At 46.7% G+C, this 24,292-nt stretch carries 22 protein-coding genes and 1 other RNA gene; 19 read left to right on the top strand and 4 right to left on the bottom strand.

Annotated elements, in window-relative coordinates; all coding sequences use genetic code 11:
- Window positions 1-282: 282 nt before the first annotated feature.
- From FC82_RS03535 to FC82_RS03515, 6 genes are all read left to right on the top strand, one after another.
- Complete coding sequence (locus tag FC82_RS03535; protein ID WP_054758491.1) at window positions 283-855, top strand: SLOG family protein; 573 nt, start codon at window positions 283-285, stop codon at window positions 853-855.
- A gap of 53 nt (window positions 856-908) precedes the next feature.
- Window positions 909-1,259, top strand: a complete 351-nt coding sequence (gene gpsB / locus FC82_RS03530; RefSeq protein WP_054758494.1) for a cell division regulator GpsB — start codon at window positions 909-911, stop codon at window positions 1,257-1,259.
- Window positions 1,260-1,280: 21 nt separating this feature from the next.
- An RNA gene (gene rnpB, locus FC82_RS16425) (RNase P RNA component class B) lies at window positions 1,281-1,658 on the top strand.
- A 159-nt stretch (window positions 1,659-1,817) separates the two neighbouring features.
- Entirely contained in the window at window positions 1,818-2,957 is a 1,140-nt protein-coding gene (locus FC82_RS03525; protein ID WP_054758496.1) for a THUMP domain-containing class I SAM-dependent RNA methyltransferase, read from the top strand.
- A 435-nt stretch (window positions 2,958-3,392) separates the two neighbouring features.
- Window positions 3,393-4,712 (top strand): ammonium transporter, encoded by a 1,320-nt coding sequence (locus FC82_RS03520; protein ID WP_054758498.1) that lies wholly within the window; start codon window positions 3,393-3,395, stop codon window positions 4,710-4,712.
- A 304-nt stretch (window positions 4,713-5,016) separates the two neighbouring features.
- Window positions 5,017-5,499, top strand: coding sequence for an 8-oxo-dGTP diphosphatase (locus FC82_RS03515; RefSeq protein WP_056996222.1), 483 nt, complete (start codon window positions 5,017-5,019; stop codon window positions 5,497-5,499).
- On the opposite strand, the gene FC82_RS03510 is transcribed toward FC82_RS03515, so the two are convergent.
- Window positions 5,473-6,138: a CPBP family intramembrane glutamic endopeptidase gene (locus FC82_RS03510; RefSeq protein WP_056996221.1), complete on the bottom strand. Its 666-nt coding sequence runs from the start codon at window positions 6,136-6,138 to the stop codon at window positions 5,473-5,475. The genes FC82_RS03515 and FC82_RS03510 overlap by 27 nt on opposite strands.
- Before the next feature lie 271 nt (window positions 6,139-6,409).
- Here FC82_RS03510 and FC82_RS03505 point away from each other — a divergent pair, with 271 nt between their 5' ends.
- Window positions 6,410-7,012 (top strand): nitroreductase family protein, encoded by a 603-nt coding sequence (locus tag FC82_RS03505; RefSeq protein WP_056996220.1) that lies wholly within the window; start codon window positions 6,410-6,412, stop codon window positions 7,010-7,012.
- Between the two features lie 328 nt (window positions 7,013-7,340).
- Window positions 7,341-8,453: an NAD(P)/FAD-dependent oxidoreductase gene (locus FC82_RS03500; RefSeq protein ID WP_054758502.1), complete on the top strand. Its 1,113-nt coding sequence runs from the start codon at window positions 7,341-7,343 to the stop codon at window positions 8,451-8,453.
- A gap of 1 nt (window position 8,454) precedes the next feature.
- On the opposite strand, the gene FC82_RS03495 is transcribed toward FC82_RS03500, so the two are convergent.
- Window positions 8,455-8,871 carry a ribonuclease HI family protein gene (locus FC82_RS03495; RefSeq protein WP_056996219.1) on the bottom strand — a complete coding sequence of 139 codons (417 nt, stop codon included), beginning with the start codon at window positions 8,869-8,871 and terminating at the stop codon, window positions 8,455-8,457.
- 26 nt (window positions 8,872-8,897) lie between these two features.
- On the opposite strand from FC82_RS03495, the gene FC82_RS03490 reads away from it, so the two are divergent.
- The 7 genes from FC82_RS03490 (at window position 8,898) to FC82_RS03460 (ending at window position 16,930) form a co-directional block, all read left to right on the top strand.
- Entirely contained in the window at window positions 8,898-9,314 is a 417-nt protein-coding gene (locus FC82_RS03490; protein ID WP_235809162.1) for an EbsA family protein, read from the top strand.
- A 6-nt stretch (window positions 9,315-9,320) separates the two neighbouring features.
- On the top strand, window positions 9,321-10,979 hold the full coding sequence (locus FC82_RS03485; protein ID WP_056996218.1) for a formate--tetrahydrofolate ligase: 1,659 nt from the start codon (window positions 9,321-9,323) through the stop codon (window positions 10,977-10,979).
- A 286-nt stretch (window positions 10,980-11,265) separates the two neighbouring features.
- The gene (gene lspA, locus FC82_RS03480; protein WP_054758716.1) at window positions 11,266-11,733 is read left to right on the top strand and encodes a signal peptidase II; all 468 of its coding nucleotides are present in this window, start codon (window positions 11,266-11,268) and stop codon (window positions 11,731-11,733) included.
- A complete protein-coding gene (locus FC82_RS03475) occupies window positions 11,726-12,643 on the top strand; it encodes an RluA family pseudouridine synthase (RefSeq protein WP_054758507.1) in 918 nt (305 codons plus the stop codon). The genes lspA and FC82_RS03475 overlap by 8 nt, the downstream gene beginning before the upstream one ends.
- 88 nt (window positions 12,644-12,731) lie before the next feature.
- Window positions 12,732-13,268, top strand: a complete 537-nt coding sequence (gene pyrR / locus FC82_RS03470) for a bifunctional pyr operon transcriptional regulator/uracil phosphoribosyltransferase PyrR (protein ID WP_056996217.1) — start codon at window positions 12,732-12,734, stop codon at window positions 13,266-13,268.
- A 46-nt stretch (window positions 13,269-13,314) separates the two neighbouring features.
- Window positions 13,315-14,397, top strand: a complete 1,083-nt coding sequence (locus tag FC82_RS03465; protein WP_056996216.1) for a carbamoyl phosphate synthase small subunit — start codon at window positions 13,315-13,317, stop codon at window positions 14,395-14,397.
- The gene (locus FC82_RS03460; protein WP_056996215.1) at window positions 14,390-16,930 is read left to right on the top strand and encodes a carbamoyl phosphate synthase preATP-grasp domain-containing protein; all 2,541 of its coding nucleotides are present in this window, start codon (window positions 14,390-14,392) and stop codon (window positions 16,928-16,930) included. The genes FC82_RS03465 and FC82_RS03460 overlap by 8 nt, the downstream gene beginning before the upstream one ends.
- Before the next feature lie 271 nt (window positions 16,931-17,201).
- Here the strand turns inward: FC82_RS03460 and FC82_RS03455 are convergent, their stop codons facing one another.
- Complete coding sequence (locus FC82_RS03455) at window positions 17,202-18,917, bottom strand: NFACT RNA binding domain-containing protein (RefSeq protein WP_054758515.1); 1,716 nt, start codon at window positions 18,915-18,917, stop codon at window positions 17,202-17,204.
- A 466-nt stretch (window positions 18,918-19,383) separates the two neighbouring features.
- Between FC82_RS03455 and FC82_RS03450 the strand changes: the two genes are divergently transcribed.
- The 4 genes from FC82_RS03450 (at window position 19,384) to FC82_RS03435 (ending at window position 22,948) form a co-directional block, all read left to right on the top strand.
- On the top strand, window positions 19,384-19,842 hold the full coding sequence (locus FC82_RS03450; RefSeq protein WP_056996214.1) for a MarR family winged helix-turn-helix transcriptional regulator: 459 nt from the start codon (window positions 19,384-19,386) through the stop codon (window positions 19,840-19,842).
- A gap of 102 nt (window positions 19,843-19,944) precedes the next feature.
- Window positions 19,945-20,811 carry a DegV family protein gene (locus FC82_RS03445; protein ID WP_054758518.1) on the top strand — a complete coding sequence of 289 codons (867 nt, stop codon included), beginning with the start codon at window positions 19,945-19,947 and terminating at the stop codon, window positions 20,809-20,811.
- 209 nt (window positions 20,812-21,020) lie between these two features.
- Complete coding sequence (locus FC82_RS03440) at window positions 21,021-21,989, top strand: DMT family transporter (protein WP_054758520.1); 969 nt, start codon at window positions 21,021-21,023, stop codon at window positions 21,987-21,989.
- A gap of 113 nt (window positions 21,990-22,102) precedes the next feature.
- Complete coding sequence (locus tag FC82_RS03435) at window positions 22,103-22,948, top strand: aldo/keto reductase (RefSeq protein WP_056996213.1); 846 nt, start codon at window positions 22,103-22,105, stop codon at window positions 22,946-22,948.
- A gap of 245 nt (window positions 22,949-23,193) precedes the next feature.
- Here FC82_RS03435 and FC82_RS03430 read toward each other — a convergent pair whose 3' ends face one another.
- Window positions 23,194-24,141 (bottom strand): LysR family transcriptional regulator, encoded by a 948-nt coding sequence (locus FC82_RS03430; protein WP_056996212.1) that lies wholly within the window; start codon window positions 24,139-24,141, stop codon window positions 23,194-23,196.
- Between the last annotated feature and the right edge of the window lie 151 nt (window positions 24,142-24,292).

Below are 24,292 nucleotides of genomic sequence, written 5' to 3'. Positions count from 1 at the left end.
ACGCGTTTTCAATAAACAAGTAAATGCAAAAAACGCGTGATATCGGGCTTAGTTCTCGATAAATTATCAAACACATGTTTCCAAAATGTCTGAATATCGGACACTATTCCGATATTTTTAAGTTATTTTAAGGTGGGCGCGTGTATGATTGTTTCTATCTATGTCCATCTTCGACCTAGCCTATCACGTTCAGAGGAATTCTAAAAGTGCTGACACGATTTCTCATCCTGATGACGTGCCCAGCATATGAAAGTTAGATTAAGCAGAAAGGAGCCGGGCAATATGGCACAAAGATTGTGGATCACGGGTTATCGATCGTATGAACTGGGATTATTTTCAGAAACAGAACCAAAGTATCAAGTCATCAATTACGCGTTGACGAAGGTGATCACCCAGGCAGTCGAAGATGGGACGACCTGGGTGATCACTGGGGGCCAGTTAGGTATCGAACAGATGGCGGCAAAGGCAGCCGTTAATTTGAAAGCCGATTACCCGGAACTTAACGTTGCATTAATGACGCCATTCAGTCATTTTGGAAATCAGTGGAAGCCTGAAAATCAGGAAAAATTGGCTGATCTTAAGACCCAGGTTGACTTTCAGGCGGCGGTCAGCGAGCAAGATTATACATCGCCGCAACAATTAAGAAATTATCAAAGTTTCATGTTGACCCATACGGATGGCGCACTTTTAGTATATGATGTAGACAATGAGGGCAAATCGCGGTACGATTATGATGCGATTATGCATTGGCAAGAAAGTCATACGTATCCTTTGCAACAGGTTGATTTCGATCAATTGCAAGAATATGCGTATGAATTTCAAGAAAATTCAAAAAAAGGTTTCAATCTCGACTAATTTTTGGTATCATCTTAAATGTTGGTGTTGAATAAATGATGAGGTGTATTTAAATGGCAACGATCAATTTTACTCCCAAGGACATTTTACAAAAAGAATTCCGTCAGAAGATGCGGGGCTATGACCCGGCTGATGTTGACAGTTTCTTAGATAATGTCATTAAAGACTATGAAGCGTTTACGAAGGAGAATCAACACCTCCAGGACGAAAATGAACGTTTGTTAGCCAAGGTGGACGAGCTGACAAAGCAGATTTCTGTTGGTGGTCAGCAAACGGTTCAAACGAGTCAACCAGCAAGTAATGTGACGAATATGGATATCTTGAAGCGGTTATCAAATCTGGAACGCCATGTCTTTGGCTCCCAGTTAGATTCCAGCAACAGTAACACGTCACACCGGCTTTAATATAAGTTAACATTTTTTGTAAATTGTGGGTAATCGCGGTCGGCTTAAGTCGGCTGAGGAAAGTCCATGCTCGCACAGACTGCGATGTCTGTAGTGTTCGTGCTCGGTGAAAAAATAAGCCGGGGGACTTCGAAAGAAGTTACGGCGGGGAAAAGCGCTAAGGTTTCGGCTATGCGTGAATACCTCTGAAAGTGCCACAGCGACGATGACGCTATCGGAAACGGTAGTGGTGGAACGTGGTAAACCCCTCGAGCGGGCAACCCAAACTACGGTAGGGGCGCTTCACACACGGAAATGAACTAAGTTGTGGGGGGAGAGTTTTTACTCTCGAGATAGATGATTACCGCTTGACCTAACTGTCCCTGGCATTAGGTGAAGTACGGAACATGGCTTACAGCGATTTACAAATCAGGATTGTGGGCGCTTAGGCGTCCACTTTTTTTGTGGCTATTAATTAAAATGAACGCCGAAAAAAGCGGTCCTGCTCACTGCCGCAACTTTCAAGCACGTTTAAGCTAGATAAGATGACATTAAAAACTAAGGAATAGGGGCACACGCATGAACAATGAAGAATTAAACCTATATGCTGCAACTGCCAGTGGAATTGAAGCAATTGCTGGTCAGGAACTGCGCGATATGGGTTATGACGTCCAAGTCGAAAACGGCCGCGTTGCTTTTAAAGGCAATATGCACGATGTATTACGCACCAATCTGTGGCTTCGAACCGCCGATCGCATCAAAATTATCTTAATTCAGTTTCCTGCCAAGACCTTTGATGACATTTTTGATACTGTCAGTGCCATGCCTTGGGATCAGTGGTTGCCAATGGACGCCAAGTTCCCAGTGAACGGCCGGTCAAAGAATTCAAAGTTATTCAGTGTGTCTGACATCCAGGCGGTGACCAAAAAGGCAATCGTCAGTCAAATGGCTGAAGCGTATCACCGCAAATCACGTTTCCCTGAGAGCGGCGCGTTATTTCCCCTTGAAATTGCGCTCAACAAGGACGTGGCAACGTTAACCCTCGACACCACTGGCGACAGTCTATTCAAACGGGGTTACCGTCAGGAAAAAGGTGACGCCCCGCTGAAAGAAAACTTCGCTGCAGCGCTGATTAAACTGACCAGCTGGCACACCGACATGCCGTTCGTTGATCCCATGTGCGGGTCAGGAACCATTCCCATTGAGGCAGCATTGATTGGCCGCAACATTGCGCCTGGTATCAACCGCCACGTGGTTTGCGAGGACTGGCACCCGGACTATCGTAAGATGGCTGATCAGCTAAAAGAAGAAGCCCACGCGTCCGAAACAAATCCTGTTTTAGACATTACTGGATATGATATTGACGGCTCGATGATTGACATTGCTAAGTTGAACGCTAATGGCGCAGGCGTTTTGCACGACATTCAGTTTAAACAATTGGCGGTCAAGGACTTTTCATCCGATCAGGAAGATGGCGTTTTGATTGCTAACCCGCCTTACGGGAAGCGGCTGGGTGATCAAAAGAGTGTTCGCCAGATCTATAAGCAAATGGGTCAAGCCTTCAAACCGATGACGACATGGTCGAAGTACATTTTAACTGCTGACCTGCAGTTTGAGTCGTTCTATGGTGAAAAGGCCACTAAGCGGCGCAAACTTTATAACGGTGCTCTTCGAACGGATTACTTCCAGTTCTGGGGTCATCGCAACCATAATAAATAACTTGTTAGGCGTAGGACGGGTCTTGGTCCTTCGCCTTTTTTAAGTCTTAAGGCGGTTTGCCCGCAGTGTTAAAAAAGAATTGAACAGTTTCCTAAAATCATCACTAACACCGGTAACTGTCGGCGTGATGTCGATGAAATAATGCAATTCTTCACAGATGTTAGAAACTAATTTCGATTAAAAATGCTCTGATTACGCTTAAAATGGGGGATTAGTGAATTATTGACGCTCTTTTTTTACCGGCACAGAAACGACATGAAACATGACATAAGACCGCATAGTTCTTAAATTTTTTTAATCATTTTATAACCTTACGCATTGGTATAGTAAGCGCTTCCCTTATCACACCTGACTACCTGACATATGATTAAAACAGTGGTTGTCTCTCATAAATGATGTTAGAATTTATAACATTAACGAGAGGAAGCGATGCTGTTGAATTTAGCCAACGTATCTTTTATGATCTTATCCACGATTTTAGTTTTGTTCATGACCCCGGGATTAGCCTTCTTTTACGGCGGTCTGGTTTCTAAGCGGAACGTTGTCAACACGATGTTGTCCGTTTATGTGCTCACGGGGGTGGCCATTTTGCTCTGGGTCATCGTCGGTTACAGCATGTCCTTTGAAGGTAACATTGCTGGGTTCGTCGGAAACATCAAACACTTGTTTATGGCGGGTGTTAACATGACGAAGTTGACCTCTACCCAGATTCCCACTGGGCTGTATGCTATTTTTCAAATGATGTTTGCCGTTATCACACCCGCACTGTTCGTCGGTGCTGTTGTGGGCCGAATTCGATTTAGATTTCTATTGGTATTCGTTTGTTTATGGTCAATTTTGATTTACTACCCAATGGTACATATGGTTTGGAGTCCTAATGGGATTTTAGCTAAAATTGGGACCGTGGATTTCGCCGGTGGGACCGTCGTGCACATCAACGCTGGGATCACTGCGTTTGTGTTATCGGCCTTCCTTGGCAAACGGATCCACTACGGTGACAAGCCGCATACCCATTACAACTTGCCATGGGTATTGTTAGGAACAGCAATCTTATGGATCGGCTGGTACGGATTTAACGCTGGGTCTGCGCTGGGCGTGAACAACGTCGCCGTTCAAGCTACTATTACAACCACCGTAGCCACTGCCACGGCCATGGTTGCTTGGATGCTTTTGGACATGTTTACCAAGAATGGTAAACCGACTTTGGTCGGTGTTTGTACCGGGACCCTGTGCGGGTTAGTCGGTATTACCCCGGCAGCCGGCTACGTCACCATCGTGGGGGCCTTCTTTATTGGCCTTGCCGGAACGCTGGCAAGTTACTTCTTTGTCAATGTTTTGAAGGATTGGATCGGCGTTGATGATGCTCTGGACGCCTTTGGCTGTCACGGTGTCAGCGGGATCGTCGGCAGTATTTTGACAGGTTTGTTCGCCACGAAATCAGTTAACCCCAGTTTGTCTGGTAACGGGTTGTTCTACGGCGGCGGCTGGCATATGTTTTTGATTCAGCTTACCGCTACCTTGGGAACAATCATCTTCGTTGCAATCATGGGCAGCATTATCATTAAGGTGATGCAATTATTCATGCCAATGCGGGTCGATCGTCGTGAAGAAGAACTTGGTCTGGATATGGGCGAACATGGTGAAGAAGCGGACTATGCCGTTGAATTCAGCGACGATATGGACCGTTACCGTTCTGATATGAATCAGTATTCTGCAGAATTCCAAGGTCAGACTGGAAAGCTTGGTAAAAAGTAGTGAAACCGTTGCTTTCTCTCACGTTGTGCGGGTATCATTTCTTTGATCAGCAGGCTATCCATTTGGAGAAAACGCAATCGCGTGTGGGTGGTGTTACAGGCCATTGAATATAAGCAATCTCTGGCTATCTGTTTAAAGCGCCAAATGCAGGCAAAGATAGCACTTGAAAGGCCGATAGTGCCCTGTTTTATTAACAGGCGCCTCAATATTTTTGCCGCATTCTAACATGAAAAGAACTGCCTGAATTTGATATACTCAATTCAGGCAGTTCTTTTTACTATATTTTTAGATTGGGGTGGTTTGAATGCCGTTAAGCAGAACAGAACCGGTAGAACTCGTTAACATGTGTATGGTCATCAATGAAGCCGCACAGGAGGTCCTAGTGGAGGATAAGACCGATGTGGCATGGAAGTTCGGCCACACGTTTCCAGGCGGTCACGTGGAGCCAGGAGAGCCCGTTTCCGATGCTATGATTCGCGAGGTGTTTGAGGAAACCGGATTGACTGTCAGTCAGCTCGAATCCTGTGGGACGGTCGAGTGGTTCGATAAAGACGAACAGTACAGAAAGATTGGGTTTCTGTATCGAACCAGCCACTATACCGGCAAACTGAAGCAGGGCGATGAGGGCCGCATTTTTTGGCTGCCCCTGACGGATCTTAACACCAGTAATACTGCTGAAAGCTTTATGGAAATGCTAGCCATTTTTACTAAGCCGCACGCGATTGATGCTGTTTCTTCTGAAATGAACGGCGCGCTGAAATTAACCCCCAATGAGGGCCACGACTAGCAAGTCCCAAACGCTATGCACGATAATGCCGGGCCACAGCGAGCGACTCTTGATAAACAGCCAGCCAAACAGGTAACCAAGCAAACCCACTGTAATCAGATTTGTAATGATGGTCAAGGGTGACAGCGTCGGGTAAGTTGTAAAGTATCTTGGCAGATGAATGCCAGCAAACATGACAGCCTGAATGATCAGGACGGTCTGCTCGTTGTCGTATAGTTTTAGCAGCCGGTTCAGAAAATATCCGCGGAACATCGTTTCTTCACACAGCCCAACGATTAAGAAATCCTGGAAAAAATATTCCGGTTTAAACTTTGGGCTGATGGCAATTTGGTGTTTTTGCATAAAGGCAACCACCAAAAAATAAACGATGATTGCGGCCAGCCAGTAGTAAAACGGCTTAAAGTGCCAATTTTGTTTATAGGGTTGGGGAATCGCAAGTTGTTTTCGCGTGTGGTGAATCAGCCAGACGCCAAAGACGAACCAGATCAGGACCTTGACCACGTCCAGCAGACCTTCCTCCGCCCAGCCGGAATGAAGATTTCCCATTGGTGTGTTGTAGAAGACTTGGATCACAAACCATAAGAGTAAGAAATACCCATATTGGCTAAATAGTTTTCGTCGTTCGTGTTTCAAAGACATTGTGCCACATCCTTAATCATTAAAATCAATCCTTATCAGTGTACCATTTGAAAATGACAGTGGAAATACATGGAAGTAAAGAAGCTATTAAATTCGGGCATGATTCCAAAGCATTCCCGTTTGCACCAGCAGGGTAGCGTTTGGTTACGGTCGAAATGAAAGAAAATGAAAAATAGTTTCAAAAAACACTTTACTTATAAAAAGTAAGTTGATATACTATTTTTCGTAATCAAAAACGAACACCACCAAACAATGAGGAGTTGCATATCACATGAAAGAACAATTATTAGAATTATCCAAACAACGTCGTTCCATTTACGCTTTAGGCCGTCATTTGACCCAGACGCCTGACGAACTTGCTGACCTGATCAAGAAGGGTGTTAAATTGGCGCCAACGGCCTTTAACAGCCAAACGACCCGTGCCGTGATCTTGTTTAACGACAAGCACGAACAACTTTGGGACATCGTGGCAAAGCGGTTGGAGTCTGAGGTACCGAGTGCCGAAGCTTATCAAAAGACTTTGGAAAAAATCAATGCGTTCAAGGCTGCTTTTGGAACAATTTTGTACTATACAGATATGGACACCGTTCACCAGTTGGAAAACGATTTCGCGCTTTACGCCGATAATTTCTATGACTGGTCAGAACAGGCCCAAGGCAACGCGCAGTTTACCGTTTGGACTTCCCTTGCCGAAAACGGCATTGGTGCCAATCTTCAACACTATAACCCGCTGATCGATGACCTTGTAAAGGAAGCTTTTGGTATTCCTGACGGTTGGCGGTTACGTGCCCAAATGGACTTCGGTTCAATTGAGAGCGATGCGGGTGATAAAGATTTCATGGATGATGGTGACCGTTTCAAAGTTCTCAAATAAGGTTCTCTAAATAAATGTAAAAACGTGGCGCAGATTAGATTCTGTGCCACGTTTTTTGGTATATTGAACGTGTTAAACTGTTTCTTTTGGTAAACACTAGGCAGAATTTAAGTTTTTACAGAGAATCGATCAAATCTTCGCAGATTACGTTTGACTTTTTGAAAAATAAGTAAACTGTTTACGATAGCAGGTTCCATTTCCGAATAAAAACGGTAAATAATGGGATTATCATTAATAATTTGTGATATTTACGACTCAGTTACCGATACCGCTCAGAACTATGCTAAAATTGTTCTAGACAGATTGATTCTGAAGGAGCGTGCATGTTATGAAACGAAAAATTGCAATTATTGGCGGCGGTATCGTTGGAGCAAGCGCCGCGTATTATTTAAGTACATTATCGGGTCATGAACAACTGGCTGTCACGTTGTATGATGATGGCACCGGGCAGGCAACCTCTGCGGCAGCGGGCATCATCTCACCATGGTTGTCAAAGCGCCGCAACAAACAGTGGTATCAGCTTGCAAAGGATGGCGCATCACTCTTGATGCAGCTGGCACGTGAAGCCAATTTGGCCACCGACGTGTACGCACAGACCGGGACGATCATTACCCGAACCGACCCAACGGACATGTCCAAACTTTGGGAGCTCGCAAAACAACGGGCTGCTGAGGATCCTGATATGGGGGAGATCCAACAGCTTACAGCTGAAGAGGTCAAGGAAAAGATCCCGCTATTGTCCAAGGGCCAGCCCGGTGTTTACGTCAGCGGCGGCGCCCGGATCGATGGTGCAAAGTTCGTTGATGATTTGCTGACGCAGGCCAGTCAGGTTAATCTGACAGTTAAACACGGCAAGGTTACACTGGACGAAGCTGGCCATATCGTCACACCTGCCGGGACTAAACGTTTCGACCAAATTATCATCGCGGCCGGTGCTTGGTTACCTGACCTATTGGCACCGCTTGGCATGAAGGTGGCAGTCCGGCCGCAAAAGGGTCAGCTCATTCAATTGAACGTTCAGGACTTTCAAGACTACGAAAATATGCCTGTCCTCATGCCTGAAGGTGAACGCGACGTGATCCCGCTTGGTCACGGACAGCTTATCGTTGGGGCTACTCACGATGACGAAGGCAAATTCGATCTCAGTGTCACCAAAGAGGCAACGCAGGACCTGTTAGGCAGCGCACAACGCTTTGTGGCTGGATTGACGGTTGATAGTATTGCTGAAGCAAAGGTGGGTACACGGGCCTATACTGAAGACCACTCGCCGTTCTTCGGCCGCTTACCGATGCACCCAAAGATCTTAGTTGCAAGCGGGCTTGGCGCATCCGGTCTGACGACTGGACCGCTGATTGGCCGGTTGCTGGCAGGTACCGCCATTTACGGCGGCAAGCCGGACTGGAGCAAGTATGAAAAGAACCTGGCGAACTATTTCTCATAGGCTACTTGCCTGATACATGGGTCCGATGCTGTTTCAGAGCCTGTTGAGCCAAGTTGTGGGCGCCCTGATTCTGCTTTTCCGGAATCCAGTTTGTGACCACCACGCTGAAATGGGCTTGCAGTGCCATTAGCGCGTCAACGAGCGGTTGGTAATGTTTTGCATATTGTTTTGCAACGCTATCCGCGACAATCTTACTATCTGTATAGTACAAGACTGTGTTGTCAGGCGCATCGTCACCCGCAATTTTTAAGAGTTCTTCAAATCCCGTGATGGCCGCGTGAAATTCAGCCTGGTGATTGTTGCCGTTTGGCAACGGTGCCTTGAGCTGGGTTTGCCGACCATTATGGAGAATTAATATGCCAGCTGCACTTAACGTTGTATTGTTATCCGTTGCTGCGTCTGTATATAATGTAAACATTGATTGATCATCCCTTTCGAAAGGAAGTGATTCCCATTATTTTAAAGCAAAAACGTCAATTTCTGTATCAGCCAGGGCCGTTATCGACCATTATCTTATGGAGCTGGACCATTGTTGTTCTGTGTCTCAGTATCATTTTGGCTCTTGAGTTGTCGAATCATTTCTGGATTCCATGGGTCATTGGCGCAATCTTCATCGTTTTGGTATGGGCTCAGATTCATTATCGGCACATCTACTTGGAAAATGGTGTGATTCGGGTCAGCCGGATTCTTAACCACAATTGGGTGCAGATCCGTTTAAGCGATGTGCAGAACGTCCATGCGTCTAAATACCGTCTTGGATTCGTTTACGGCGGTAAGATTTACCAATTTTTGTTACCTGTCAACTCAGTCATTGAACTCAACAATTTGATTCAGGATGCACAAATTACGCAAAAGGGGTAAAGAGTATTGAATGATATCGAAATTTCACAAGCAGCTACTGAAGCACCCATCACCGAAATTGCAGCTAAATTAGGCCTTTCTGCGGACCAGATCGAACAGTATGGTGCCGTCAAGGCCAAAATCAAGCTCCCCGTTACTGGCGACAGCAGCAATGCTAAACTGATTCTTGTTACGTCTATTAACCCTACGCCAGCCGGTGAAGGCAAGTCAACCGTTACTGTTGGTCTGGGCGATGCATTGCAGCGTCAGGGTAAAAAAGTAGCGATTGCGTTGCGTGAACCTTCACTTGGCCCAGTTATGGGGATCAAGGGCGGCGCAACTGGCGGCGGCTACGCGCAAGTGATTCCTATGGAGGACATTAACCTGCACTTTACGGGAGATATGGGTGCCCTGACTGAGGCGCATGATACCTTATCAGCACTGATCGACAACCATATTCAGCAGGGAAATGAGTTGAATATCGACCCCCGTCAGGTGATTTGGAAGCGGGTCATTGATATTAACGACCGGGCACTGCGTCAAACAGTGATCGGTTTGGGTGGTCGGACATCTGGTGTGCCCCGTCAGGACGGTTTCGATATCACCGTTGCAAGTGAACTGATGGCGATTCTGTGCCTCAGCAAGGACTTGGGCGATTTGAAGACACGTATCAACAAAATTGTCATTGGTTACACGTATGACAAAGCTCCCGTTACCGTGGCCGATTTAAAGGTTGGCGGGGCGATTGCACTTCTGTTAAAGGATGCAATCAAACCGAACCTTGTGCAGACCATCGAACACACCCCGGCCATCATTCACGGCGGCCCATTTGCGAACATCGCACATGGCTGTAACTCAGTTATTGCCACAAAAGCGGCACTGTCACTCGCAAACTACGTGGTGACTGAATCCGGGTTCGGTGCCGACCTCGGCGGCGAAAAATTTATGGATATTAAAGCACCGGTCTTAGGCAAAACGCCGGATGCAGTTGTTATCGTGGCCACCGTTCGTGCATTAAAGTACAATGGCGGCGTTGATAAAAAGAGTTTGCAGACCGAAAATCTTGACGCATTGGCTGCCGGTTCTGCCAACTTAAAGCGCCACGTCGCCAGCATGAGCCGTTACGGCGTGCCGGTCATCGTGGCCGTGAACCGCTTCACCAGTGACACCGATGCTGAAATTAACCAGTTACTCGATTACATTAAAAATGACCTGCACGTTCAAGCTTTCGATACAACGGTTTGGGCAAATGGGGGCGGCGGTGCACTGGACTTGGCGGATGCCGTAGTTAAGGCTGCTGACGAACCCGCTAACTTCAAGCCGCTTTACAATGCGGATGATGATCTGGTTACAAAGATGACGAAGATCGTTCAAAACATTTATGGTGGGCAGGATGTTGTGCTGGAACCAAAGGCAAAACGTCAACTGAAGACCTTCCAGAAACAGGGTTGGGACAAGCTGCCGGTCTGCATGGCAAAAACGCAGTATTCTTTGTCTGACAATGCTAAGGCCTTAGGTGCGCCAGAAGGGTTTACCATTCACGTCCGCGAATTCGTACCAAAACTTGGTGCCGGGTTCATCGTGGCGATGACTGGGAACGTTTTGACCATGCCAGGGTTGCCAAAGCATCCCGCCGCATTGGATATGGATATTGATGCCGATGGGAAGATTACCGGTTTGTTCTAATTGACCCCATTACCTAATAATAGTGTTCTTAAAAGCCCAGGTAGTTGCCTTGGGCTTTTTTGCGACCAATTTGTCGGAGTTGGGATACGAGCGTGAACTGTTGCGTTGCCGTTTATTAAAAATCGGCACCGCTTTTGACGCTATTGTCATAATTTTGTCACGCGATACTCTTAAGAATCGGTACAAACCAACAAAAACGCGCAAGAAAAACGCGACCACGTGGCTGGAAAGGCCGGTGTCTGCTATAATAGATGAATAATTCAAAAAGGAGTTTGGTGCGTTGATAATCGGATTATTTACAGTTTTGATCATTGTGTTATTTGCAATCGATCAGTGGATCAAATACACAGTGGTATCAACCATGGCACTTGGTGCAGTTCACCAAGTGATTCCAGGCGTGCTATCCCTCACGTACCTAAAAAACGACGGGGCAGCTTGGAGTATGCTTGAAGGTCAACAGTGGTTCTTTTATATCGTTTCAATCTTAGCTCTAGGCATTCTGATTTATTTTCTTATTCATTATCGGCATGACTGGCGCTATGATTTGGGCTTAGCACTGATGATTGCTGGAACGCTTGGTAATTTTGTGGACCGGTTACGCAATGGATTTGTGGTTGATATGTTCCAACTGGATTTCATTTCGTTTCCCATCTTTAATTTTGCCGATAGCTGTTTGACGGTCGGCGTGATCTGTTTGATGATCGCCATCTTGCTGGAAGATAAGCGTGAGAAGTCGGGGCGGTCACATGAGTAAGCAGGTCACATTTGAAATCACAACGGAAACGGGTCGGTTGGACAAGGTGCTCAGTGCCTTAATGGCGGATGAAAGTCGTTCACAGCTCAAGGAAGCCATTGATAAGGGTGAGGTTGCCGTCAATGGCGGCACAACAAAGCCGAAGTATCAAGTGCAGCCTGGGGACCAAATCGTTGTCACCATTCCGGACCCGGTTAAGTTAGACTTGGAGCCGGAAAATATTCCCCTCGACATTGTGTATGAAGATGATGACGTTATCGTGGTCAATAAACCATCTGGAATGGTGGTTCACCCGTCACCTGGTCATCCTGATCACACATTGGTCAACGCGCTGTTGTATCATTCTCCGCTATCAACGATCAATGGTACTTACCGGCCAGGTATCGTGCACCGGATCGATAAGGACACCTCGGGTCTGCTGATGGTTGCTAAGAACGACAACGCCCACCGCAGTTTGGCAACGCAGTTAAAGAATAAGACCAACCTGCGTGAGTACATTGCGCTGGTCCATGGGGTGATCAAACAAGACGAGGGCACAATTGATGCACCATTAGGACGGTCGCCTAAAGACCGCAAGCGACAGGCAATCGTCGCCGATGGTCGGCACGCAGTCACGCACTTTAAAGTTTTGGAGCGTTACCTCAATTACACCTTAATTTCATGTTGGCTTGAAACCGGTCGGACACATCAGATTCGGGTTCACATGAAATCAATCGGTCATCCGCTTGCGGGCGACCCGCTTTACGGGCCACGTAAAACGATTAACGGCAGCGGTCAGTTTCTTCACGCTAAGAAACTTGGTTTTAAACACCCAGTAACCGGGAAACAGTTAGTGTTTGAAGCACCCTTACCTGATGATTTCGAACGCGTGCTTCGGCGCTTGCGCGAACAGACGCCGGGTCTTCATTGACAAATGAACTGCATTTTTTTATGCTGAATATGATAGGCAATTGATCACGAATAGATAAGCACCATCTAAATCAATAAGGAGGCAACTCATGGCAAAAGTAGTCGTAGACGCAATGGCAATGCAACGGGCCCTGACCCGGATCACCTATGAGATTATTGAACGGAACAAAGGAATTGACGACCTCATCATCCTGGGCATTAAAACCCGCGGTATTTACTTAGCCCAACGCATCGCCAGCAGATTAAAACAATTAGAAAACGCGACGGTGCCGGTTGGTGAATTGGATGTTTCAAAATATCGGGATGACATCGAACACGATAGCCAAGAAAATGATCCTAAAGTCACGGTCGCAAAGATTGATTTCCCGATCACGGATAAAAAAGTGATCCTTGTGGACGATGTCCTTTACACCGGCCGAACAATTCGGGCGGCAATGAGTGCCATCATGGATCTGGGTCGGCCACAACAGATCAACTTAGCTGTTTTAGTTGATCGCGGTCATCGGGAATTACCGATTCGAGCCGATTTTGTCGGAAAAAACATTCCCAGTTCTCAAAGTGAACGGATCAAGGTTTCAGTATCAGAAATTGACGGTCAGGACAGTGTTGAGATTATTGACCGTTAAAAACCCACCAGTTTATTTGGTGTGGATAAGAATGGACTGACGTAGGATGACACAACGATTTTTAATACTAGAAGACGGGTCATCATACCCGGGTGAAGGGTTCGGCGCCGGAGCCACAACAACTGGAGAACTCGTTTTCAATACCAGCATGTTGGGCTACCAAGAGATCGTGACAAACCAGATCTACCATAATCAGATCATTGTTTTTTCTCAACCGACGATTGGCAGTATCGGTATCACCCATGATAGTTACGAATCAATTTTGCCGACCGCAAAGGGGATGGTCGTGCGAGACGTGTCAGATATTTCAAAGAATCGGCAGCGGTCGCTTTCGCTGGACCAATTTTTGAAACAGCATAACATTCCTGGCATCAGCGGTATCGATACCCGGCATTTAATTCGCCAAATTCAAAAAAATGGCACGATGAAGGGGAGTATTGTGGACGTGGACGATGATCATGCCTTTGATCAGCTACACGCTACGGTACTCACAAACCAGCAGGTCGCGCAGGTTGCCACCCCGGTACCGTATCCCAATCCCAATAGCGGCTACAATGTTGTCGTTGTTGATTTTGGCCTCAAACACGGCATTTTACGCCAGCTTTCTCGGCGAAAATGCAACGTGACGGTGCTGCCTTGGAATACGGATGCGCAGTCGATTATCAGTCTGGACCCGGATGGTGTTATTCTCTCGACGGGGCCTGGTTCGCCATTAGATCTGCCAGAGAGTGTGCTGGAGATGATTCGCACGATTCAAGAACGGATCCCGTTGTTTGCTATTGGGCTCGGTCATGAACTGTTTGCGCTGGCAAACGGGGCAGAAGTGACCGCTTTGCCGGTTGCCCACCACGGGGCGAGCCATCCCATTCGAAAAATTATCACAAATGAGATTATTTATGCGCTTGAAGGGCAGGAATTCGTTGTTGACGGCGAATCGGTTGATCGAGACCGCTTAATTACAACGTATCGCGATCTCATTGATAGCAGTATTCAAGGATTGCGGCACCGTGATTACCCAGCCTTCTCCGTCCAATTTTTCCCAGACGGCGCTCCTGGGCCCAACGATTCGGTTGATCTCTTTGATGAGTTTATTGAAATTATGGGAACACGAGAGGAATTACATGGATAACGAGATTCAAAAAATTTTAATAATCGGCGGCGGACCAACCGAAATTGGTCATGAAACTGAATTAGACGCAGCCACGCTGCAAATGATTCAAGCCTTTCAAAAATTAGGGATCCGCACGTTACTGATCGACAACAATCCATTTTCCGTTGCACTGGAACGGGTTCAACCAACCAACATGTTCATTCAGACCGTGACGACAGAAAATGTCCAGCGCATTATTGAAAAAGAACATCCGGATGCAATCTTGCCTACGGTTGGCGGCGTCCTTGCAATCAGTGTTGTGCAAGAACTACAAGAATCTGGTGTGCTCAGTGATAATGGTGTCAGACTTCTGGGAATCCCATCAGAATCAATGGTTGATGTCAATAACCCAGACCGGATCAACGATGTTCTGCGGCAAATTGGCGCCCCAGTTATTTCTTCAGAGACGGTGGGCACGCTGGACGAGGCTGTGAGTGTTGCAACCAAGATCGGCTACCCAGTGATCGTGAAGCCGGTGGCACCTAAGCTCGATACGAACCGCATTCTCTGTGATAATGAAAATGATTTGATCAATGCTGTGACCCAGGGTTTTGCTTGGTCACGGTTCAGTCAGTGTCTCATTGAACAAAGTATTGTCGGCTATAAAGAAATTGAAATGGTCGCGATCCGTGACTTCACGGGTACCCAGGTGTTGATTTCCAGCTTGGAAAACATTGACCCGATCGGCATCCATTCGGGTGATTCGATGGTCGTAGTGCCGACTCAGACACTGAGCAACACCGAATACCAGCAACTCCGTGACATGACTTTTGCTATTAACAATAAATTTAACTTCACCGGGGTCAGTCACATTCACTTTGCTTTGGACGCGCAAAAAGAAACGTTCTATGTGACGAAGGTGACACCCTATAATGACCGGGGAACAGCGCTGGCTGCTGTGGCCACAGGGTACCCGATTGCAACGGTGGCGGCGAACCTATATCTGAATTTAAAACTCACTGAGATCCGTTTGCCAGAAATCTATCATTTCCGCCAAACGGCCATGATGGAGCCGACAGTGGATCACGTTGTTGTGCGCATTCCAATCTGGCCGTTTGAAGACGTGCCAAACGCTGATCAGCACTTGAGCACCGTCATGCGGTCGGTAGGCTCCACAATCGGGATTGGCCGAAGCGCCGAAGAAGCCATTTTAAAAGCACTCCGGTCATCCCAGTTCAGCCCTAAGGATGAATTGCCGTCCATGAGCAATTTATCTGATTCACAAATTATTTCACGACTGATTCATCCGCTGGCCTCACACATTTTGGTGTTGCTGGAAGCCCTAAGACGCGGGTATCAGGTCGATGAACTTAATGAACTGACGAAGGTCGATCCGTTTTACTTTTATAAGTTGCGGCATATTTTAGATATCGAGGACGAAATCAAGGCCAATCCGATGGGCGCCAAAGCGCTTAAAGATGGACGCTACTATGGCTTTGGTGACGGCATGATTGCTAGGCTCTGGCGAACAGACATTGATAATGTGCGTCAACTAGGGCGTGATCACGATGTTGTACCAACGTACAAGGGCATTGAACCCACTGCAGCAGAATTTTTGACCGAAGCGACGGGGTACTACAGCACGTTTGAATTCGAAAACGAATCGAATCGGCTCTCCGATCACAGTGCGCTGATTCTAGGTCGCGGTGGAAATCAACTGGGACCAAACGCCTCCGCTGATTACTTCACTACAAGCATGTTGCGGCAGTTGCGCAAATCAGGGTACAAAACGATCATTATGAATACCAATCCAAACGCGGCTTCGCTGGTTGCCACACTGACTGATAAGCAGTATGTGGATCCCATCCAATTGGGCGATGTTCTAAATGTGATTGAGATTGAACGTCCTGAGATTATCTTTGTGCCGGGCAATCGCCACTATCTGACCCGTGAACTGCGTCGGCGTCACCTGCACATTGCGGTACTCCCGCCGGATCAAGAAAAACGCAGTGAGTTGGTTAACAACTACGCTCAAATTGGTCTCGATCTCTTCATTACAAAGGACCACATTGTGCCAATCGTCATTAGTGATCTCCGGTCGGATCAAGGGATGGCCACGACGTTTGATCAGATTACCGTCATGAAGACACCTGCATCAATTGATGACACGCAATTAGACAAAATCTTGCAGCATGCAACTGACTATCTCATGAATGACCCGCGGACTGGTTTGGTACAAATGCTATATACAATTGACCATAGACAACCCGTCTTTGCGGGTGTGCGTCCAAGTCGGCTGACCACGATTGCATTCCTGAATAAAGTTACTGGCATCAACTGGGTTCGGATGTTGATTCGCCAAGCACTTGGTGAGATTGACGAAGACTTGATCAGTAATTTGCCGTTAGACATTCACTCTGATCGAGTTGCCATTATGCGGGGCACATTCCCATTCAAACAATTACAGCTGCCAAGCCAGCTCGGTTTGACGACCCAGGAGGTTGGCGGTCGAATCGCTTTTGGCAGTAATACCAAAACGATCGTGGATGACGAGGCCGATGAAACTGAATAATTCTGGACTGCATAGGTGGAAAAAGTCGGCGCTAAAGGGCATCATCATATATAGGTGCATTTTGCTTTTAGCGATGTTGGTCATTATTCATAGAAATATCTGACAGACAACCAATTCAGGCCATAAAAAAGCGCTTAGTAGAAAATCCAAGTTGGCATTTTCTACTAAGCGCTTTTTTATTTTGGTGTCATACTGCGCTTTTGCTACAGCCTTTATTCCTTGGATGGCTGAAGGAAATCTAGTCAAAAACACAATTTTTTTGTGCCGCTTGCTATGCTTTTACGAGTAACCCTTCCACAAAACTGCGGTCCGGGGTGACGTACAATGTTTTTTGCCCTTCGTAAATCACAAAACCGGGCTTTGTGCCATTTGGTTTCTTGATCTTTTTAACGTGGACATAGTCAACGGGCACTGAACTGGACTGGCGGGCTTTGGAATAGTAGGCTGCAATGTTAGCCGCGGCTAGAAGGGTTTCGTCTGACGGATTCTGGTCGTGAATAATGACGTGGGATCCTGGCATGTTCTTCACGTGCAACCAGACATCAGTCTTGGCGGCGCTGTGAAGGGTCAACTGCTCATTTTGCAGGTTGTTCTTCCCAACTTCAATCTTTGTGCCATCTTCAGCCTGAAAAATCTCCGGTTTTGAGACACGTTGCCGTTTTTTCTTCTGGTTTTTACGGTGGTCGTGATCACGCAAGTAACCGCCTTGTTGAAGTTCCAACTTAATGTCCGCGAGGTCCTTAGGGGCGGCCAATTCAATTTGCGACTGGATGTTGTCGAGATAGGTGATCTCGGCGTTCGTTTTATCGATCTGCTCAGTCACATAAGCGACCGCGTTCTTCAACTTATTGTATTTCTTGAAGTATTTCTGCGCATTTTGTGAGGGACTGATTTGGTTAGATAAACTGATTTTAAGCGGTTTTTCGTTATCATAAAAATTAGGCAGGCTGATACTAGTCATACCGCGTTCGACCTGGTGGAGATAGGTCGTTAACAGTTCACCCTTGATTCGAAACTCGTCAGCATTTTCAGTTGCTGCCATGGTCTGGTTGAGTTTCTTCAACTTGGTCCGGTTTTTCTTGAGCTCGTTTTTAACAACATGGATCAGCGTACTGCCTTGCTGCTGAACCCGGTCGCGTTCGGCACGGTCCTGATAATAGAAGTCTAACAGCGCACTCATGGTCTCAAACTGACGTGTCATGGTACCGTCATCCTCAATGTATGGGAAGGCGGTGAAACTCGTTTTGTTCTTAGCCGTGGTCACCAGCGTCGGTTGAGGGGTATCAAAGCCCTTGAAGAAGCTGATGAACCCTGCTGCGTAGTCATCTGACCGGTGTAATTGCCGGGCTAACCCTAATGCCGTGTCCTTGCCAATTCCCTGGTAAGTTTTTTGAAGTTGCTGAGCCAGCACTGTTTCATTTGGATACTGCTTGATCAACTCAGTCAGTTCGTCACCTGGACCCTCAAATGGGTTACGAAGATCCTGCTTTGGTGGATTAATGTAAGTCCCGCCGGGCAGCAATGTTCGGTAACGGTTTTGGTCAGGGTGAACGTGCTTGATTGCGTCCAGAATGGTCATGTCACCGGCGTCCACTAGGATGACGTTACTGTGTCGAGCCATGATTTCAATGATCAGCCGCAGATGCACCTGGTCACCTAATTCGTTTCGACTTGTAAAATCGAGATTCACCACCCGGTCATTTGCCGGCTGCGTGACACCGCTGAGAATTGCGCCGCTGAGATACTTGCGCATCATCATCGTGTAATTGGTAGGGACAACCGGGTTTACGTAGGGAATTTGAGTCGTTTGAATTCGAGCAAAGGTTGGGTTTGCCGATAACAAAAGCGGGTAGCTGGTTCGGTTTGCGCGAATTGTCAGTACGATTTCGTTGTCGTAGGGTTGGTTCACCTTAGACACCCGACCACCAGCAAGGGTTTGATTCAGTTCGCCAACCATGGCATGGGTAAAAGCACCATCAAAAGACATGGGTTCACTTCCTTATTGAATAAATAATTGATACGGTCTATTTTTCGCATACGTACACTAGTATACAGATATGACTTGGCAGATGCAAAGAAACGTCTTTGCATCTGGGTGTGGATTTGGGGCTGCATTTTACTGATATATGCGTTGTTTGCAGCGGTTGTACAGTCGACGGCATCACAGTTCATTCGGGGATAGGGGGCGACCAGCTAGCTTTTTCGGTGAAACGTGTGCTGCAAATCCGCTTCCAGATGAAAACACAGAAGTTAGAGGTGATAAACAAGAGCAAGTATTTTGGCCACATGAAGTTATCCAGCAGAGACGTGCGGACACTTTAATTTATCCGTTTCAATTGTCATCTACAATGATTGCGCCTTTCATCAGCTCACAAACATCATAGTAGGCACATTGGTCAAAAAGCTGTATAATACAACTAGCAGGTTCTGATCCAAAAAGGGAGGGGTTTTCTTTGGATAACATTCTTGATATTTTAAATACTTCTGCTAAAAACTTGCAGCAGCAGACTACTAAGATCACAAAGCAATATAACGTCACCATTGCCGAGTGGAAATTGTTGCGTCAAATTGCGGATAATGTCATTACCCAGGATGGGATGGCGAGTTCACTGCAACTGGATACATCAACGTTGAGCCGGCAACTAAAAAATTTATCAGCTAAGGAACTTGTCAGTAAAACAGCTGTCGGTAAAGATCGGCGGCAACTTGAGTATGCACTGACAACCACTGGGCAACAGGCACTGAAGGGTATCAATGACACTTATGACACACTTGTTGACAATATTTTTCACTATTGGCCAAATGACGAACAGGAAATGATGCGCATTATGCTGAAGCGTCTTGATCGCAGTCTGCAAAAAGCCAATGTGGCTCCGGGGGAAGCTGCATCTGATGAGAAAACGCATTCTTAGCTCAGGCCTTCGCAATTTGGTCGCAAACCTGTTAAAATGGTTTACATATCATTTAATAAAAACAATTAAATCGAATTTTGAAAAAAGAAACGGGTGTTTTGTATGAAAATAGCTGTCGTGACTGATAGTACCAGCTATTTATCAACCGAGAAAGTTGAACGATATCATATTCACGTTGTCCCAATTCCAGTTGTGATCGATGGCCGTTCCTACAACGAAGGCGTCGACATCACACTGGCAGAATTTTGGGAGAAGTTACGGAACTCAAAATCATTTCCGAGCACGTCGCAGCCGCCCATGGGTGAGATGATTCAGTTGTACCAACAACTGGGTGATGAGGGCTACGATACGATTATTAGTATTCACCTGACCAGCACGATCTCCGGGTTTGTGAACTCGTTACGCGACGTGAACAGCCAGCTGACGAATACAAAAGTCATCGTTTATGACTCACAGATCACCGTGAAATTAATGGGTTATCTGGCGATTGAAGCGTCACGCATGGCTGCCGATGGTGCCGCCATTGATGACATTATCGCCCGTCTGGATGATGTTCGGTCGACCATCGATGAAGTGTTTGTCGTTGACGATCTGCAGCATTTAGTCCGCGGCGGCCGATTATCAAACGCCTCCGCTTTTATTGGCAGCATTTTGAAAATCAAACCGTTGCTGACTTTTGACAACGACTCACATGAAATCGTGGCTTTCGAAAAAGTCCGTTCCCGGAAAAAGGCGCTCAACCGTGTTGAAGAGCTCTTTGGTGAAGCGCTCAGTAAGGTTGATTATCCCGTCCGTGCCATTGTGTTTGATGGCAATGACCCAGAGGGTGGGAAAAACTGGGTCAAGACGATTCACGAAAAATTTCCAGATGTTGAAATTGAAACCAGTTATTTCGGTCCCGTTGTCGGCACGCATTTAGGAGAAAAATCCTTGGCACTAGGCTGGTTGCGCGACATTTACAAAGATTAATTTTTGCCATTATATTATTCTAAAAACACCTTTGGAAACCACAGATCTCAAATTGGTCTGTGGTTTTGATATTTTATGTCACCATTAATAATCAACAAATATCTTAAAAATGGTGCTAATTGTTAACTGAAATAATTGAAATCAAATACTAGCATTATTGAGAATGCGGCTCTATAATGTGGCATCAAAATTAAACTGGAGGCGCAATCATGTTCGCGATTCTTATTGCCCTGACTATTGGGGTTGGGTTACCGATTCAAACGAGTATTAATTCTCGGTTACGCCAAGCATTAGGGTCACCATTTTCAGCATCGTTTATTTCGTTTTCGGTTGGGACAATTTTTCTTGCTATCATGAGCCTTGTCGTTGTGCACACGCTGGGATTTTCCCCGAGTCTGTTTGCGAAAGAACCTTTTTGGCTGTGGCTGGGCGGTCTATTCGGGGTCGTTTATTTGACTGGTAATATTTTGCTATTTCCCAAATTGGGCAGTGTTCAGACGGTGATCATGCCCGTGTTAGGCCAAATTATCGCCGGCCTGCTCATCGATAATTACGGTTGGTTTCATTCGCCAGTGAGCCCAATTACCCTTGTGAGCGGATTTGGCGCAATTTTAGTTATCCTGGGGGTGATTGGGACCGTTGCTGGAAAACGCGGGATTGCTGAAGGCCACGAAGTACTGGATCAGGAAGGGTCAAAGCCAATTACAGAAACGACTGAGGCACACGGATTAAGCGCCTGGTTATGGCGATTACTTGGTGTGTTTGGCGGTATGTTAAGCGCCTCGCAGACCGCGATAAACGGTTATTTAGGTGCCGTCCTGCAGTCTAAAATTCAAGCAGCCTTCGTGTCGTTTTTCGTCGGCACCGTTGTGCTATTGATCATCGTGTTAGTTTTACGTCCATCATTTAATTTGCACAGTTTGCGCACGGAACACCATCCATGGTGGATGTGGATCGGCGGGCTGATTGGGGCCTTGTTTGTCCTAGGAAACGTCTACCTGGTACCTGTCATCGGGACTGGATTAGCCGTGGTTATTACACTGATTGGACTCATGGCTGGCGGTTTGCTGATTGACCAATTCGGGTGGATGGGCGCCAAACAAAATCGCGTCACCTTTTGGCAACTTGCCAGTTTAGTGGTGATGGTTGCTGGCGTCGCTCTGATTCGACTGGTATAGTAAATGTTAAGGATTTAACAAGATACTGGGCGCTCGGCTTGAAGAAGCGTACCCTGTAGATAGCAGCATTAAAGCAAATAAAAATTCTAGCACATTTTAAAAGGGGAACTGAGATGAACTTAACATTTAAATTTGATGACGACTTTACGGTCAACCGACTGGGCTTCGGGACGATGCAATTACCTGGTACCGGGGTCTGGGGACCGGCTGATGACGAAAAAAACGCGGTCGATGTCATTACGACTGCTGTTGACCACGGTGTTAATTTCATTGATACGGCCGATTCCTACGGGCCGCTGTACGCTAATCTGTACCTTAGAAAGGCGCTGGAACAACGCCCCGACAACCACGTGTTGGTGGCAACTAAGGTCGGGTTTACGCGTCAGGGTCCCAGCGAATGGACCGAATTGGGCAGTCCCGCTTATCTGCGGCAACAAGTGGAAGAAAATCTGTTTTCACTTGGATTGGACCATATTGATCTGCTGCAGCTGCACCGAATCGATGCCAACTTCTCGCTGGAAGACCAGATCGGCGAACTGGCTAAGATGCAGCAGGAGGGCAAGATCAAGCACATTGGGTTGAGCCAAGTCTCCATCTATCAGCTGAAATCGGCGCAAAAAATCGCACCGATCGTTTCCGTCCAAAACCGGTACAATTTAGTTGACCGAGCGGACGAGGACGTCCTGAACTACGCGGAGGAAAACAATATTGCGTTCATTCCGTGGTTCCCGCTGGCCACCGGCAAACTAACCTCTGGCAGCAAAATGACCCAAATTGCCAAGAAATACAACGCCACACCTGCCCAAATCGCTTTGGCATGGTTGCTCAAACGCGCCGAAGTTATTTTACCGATTCCCGGCACGTCGTCCGTTGACCACGTCATCAGTAACATCGCTGCGCAAAACATCACCTTAAGCGATGCGGATTTTGAGACACTCAGTAAAATGAGTACGAAATAACTGGTCTTGCGCTCAGACTGTAAACGGCTCCGCCAAAAATCCATTTTGGATTTTTGGCGGAGCCGTTTTTATGTGGATTTGCAGCACCGCTTTGCCTAGAATCAGTGGAGAATAAGGCCAAAGAGGCGTTTTCGGAACACCAATTGGAGAAACGCGGCAGCAACAAAACAACAGCACTAAGGCGGTTTATTGATACAGAATCTAAACCTGGGGACTTCAAAAAGACGTTGGGTCTGCGCCAGGGTTTAATCGCTTTGCTTTCCTTTCTTTGACCGTAAAATGGCGGTGGTAAATTCTCGTTGAGCCTGTTGTGCAAGAAATTCGAGCGGCCCTGCTAATTGATGATTCCGATGGTAGGAGGCACTAAAATCAACACTTAATTGGGAAATGGGCAGCCGAAAAGCGTTGACAGTCGCGCGTTGTTCAGGCGTCAGTTGCGACAGCATTTCTGTTGAGAGGATCGTACATCCGAATCCTTTCACCACTAATTTCATCGCAAACAGCAGATTTTCAACTTCAATTAGTGGAATGGTCTGGACGCCCTGGTCAGAAAAGTAGTGGTCGATCATCTCCTGCATCCGTGATTCACCAATCGACCGAATGAAAGGTTGACCGTTCAGCTGCGTCAGCACATCAGAGGAGAACGGGCGCCAGAACGTACCTGGCCGAAAAAATGAAAACGACTTTGGAATAATCAGTGATAAGGCGACCGTTGTAAGCGGAAGTGAAACCACTTGCGGTTTGTGAATCGTCTTGCCGATAAAGAAATCTAATTGCTCGTCCACTAACAATTTCTCGGCCTCAGAGGTGCTGACCTCCACGATGCGCGTGCGCATGTTGGGAAACTGCTGGTAGAAAGCGGGCAGCGTTTGTGGGAACCACGCCATCGCTACCGGTGGTGTGATGCCTAAGGAGATCGTTTGCGATTCGTTCTCGCGTAACTGGGTCATTTCAGTCGTCATTGCCTGGTTGAGATGCGCCGCACTTTTAAGGTAGGCTAATAGCCGTTCGCCTGCGTACGTCAACTGGATGGGCCGATGGTCACGATCGACCAGTGAAATCCGGTAATCGGCCTCCGCTTTTTTGATGACCCGACTGATATAGGGTTGTGAGACAAAAATACTTTGTGCAGCTTTCGTCATACTTGGTTGGGATTGAATGGCTTCCAGAAAATCCAATAGCCTGTTTTCCACAACAAAACCTCCTTATGATGTTAAATAGGGCTATTATAAGCCAAAAACGATTACAAAACAGTAATAACTAAGCAAAAAAGAGTTATTTCCATTTTATAGTAAGCGCCTCCATAATAGGTGTCAGGCACACTAATTGGTTTATATAATTAAT

It is taken from the genome of Secundilactobacillus collinoides DSM 20515 = JCM 1123 (genome assembly GCF_001435975.1).
Classification (GTDB): domain Bacteria; phylum Bacillota; class Bacilli; order Lactobacillales; family Lactobacillaceae; genus Secundilactobacillus; species Secundilactobacillus collinoides.
Note: the sequence above shows the minus strand (reverse complement) of the source record. Positions and strands in the feature narration are given on the sequence as shown.

What these genes read in the sequence shown, in the direction of transcription:
- FC82_RS03510 (WP_056996221.1), bottom strand. Translation starts at nt 6,138, where the DNA reads ATGTCTTTGAAACACGAACGACGAAAACTATTTAGCCAATATGGGTAT.
- FC82_RS03515 (WP_056996222.1), top strand. Translation starts at nt 5,017, where the DNA reads ATGCCGTTAAGCAGAACAGAACCGGTAGAACTCGTTAACATGTGTATG.
- FC82_RS03535 (WP_054758491.1), top strand. Translation starts at nt 283, where the DNA reads ATGGCACAAAGATTGTGGATCACGGGTTATCGATCGTATGAACTGGGA.
- FC82_RS03475 (WP_054758507.1), top strand. Translation starts at nt 11,726, where the DNA reads ATGAGTAAGCAGGTCACATTTGAAATCACAACGGAAACGGGTCGGTTG.
- gpsB (WP_054758494.1), top strand. Translation starts at nt 909, where the DNA reads ATGGCAACGATCAATTTTACTCCCAAGGACATTTTACAAAAAGAATTC.
- FC82_RS03495 (WP_056996219.1), bottom strand. Translation starts at nt 8,871, where the DNA reads ATGTTTACATTATATACAGACGCAGCAACGGATAACAATACAACGTTA.
- pyrR (WP_056996217.1), top strand. Translation starts at nt 12,732, where the DNA reads ATGGCAAAAGTAGTCGTAGACGCAATGGCAATGCAACGGGCCCTGACC.
- FC82_RS03455 (WP_054758515.1), bottom strand. Translation starts at nt 18,917, where the DNA reads ATGTCTTTTGATGGTGCTTTTACCCATGCCATGGTTGGCGAACTGAAT.
- FC82_RS03460 (WP_056996215.1), top strand. Translation starts at nt 14,390, where the DNA reads ATGGATAACGAGATTCAAAAAATTTTAATAATCGGCGGCGGACCAACC.
- FC82_RS03505 (WP_056996220.1), top strand. Translation starts at nt 6,410, where the DNA reads ATGAAAGAACAATTATTAGAATTATCCAAACAACGTCGTTCCATTTAC.
- FC82_RS03445 (WP_054758518.1), top strand. Translation starts at nt 19,945, where the DNA reads ATGAAAATAGCTGTCGTGACTGATAGTACCAGCTATTTATCAACCGAG.
- FC82_RS03525 (WP_054758496.1), top strand. Translation starts at nt 1,818, where the DNA reads ATGAACAATGAAGAATTAAACCTATATGCTGCAACTGCCAGTGGAATT.
- FC82_RS03440 (WP_054758520.1), top strand. Translation starts at nt 21,021, where the DNA reads ATGTTCGCGATTCTTATTGCCCTGACTATTGGGGTTGGGTTACCGATT.
- FC82_RS03500 (WP_054758502.1), top strand. Translation starts at nt 7,341, where the DNA reads ATGAAACGAAAAATTGCAATTATTGGCGGCGGTATCGTTGGAGCAAGC.
- FC82_RS03465 (WP_056996216.1), top strand. Translation starts at nt 13,315, where the DNA reads ATGACACAACGATTTTTAATACTAGAAGACGGGTCATCATACCCGGGT.
- FC82_RS03435 (WP_056996213.1), top strand. Translation starts at nt 22,103, where the DNA reads ATGAACTTAACATTTAAATTTGATGACGACTTTACGGTCAACCGACTG.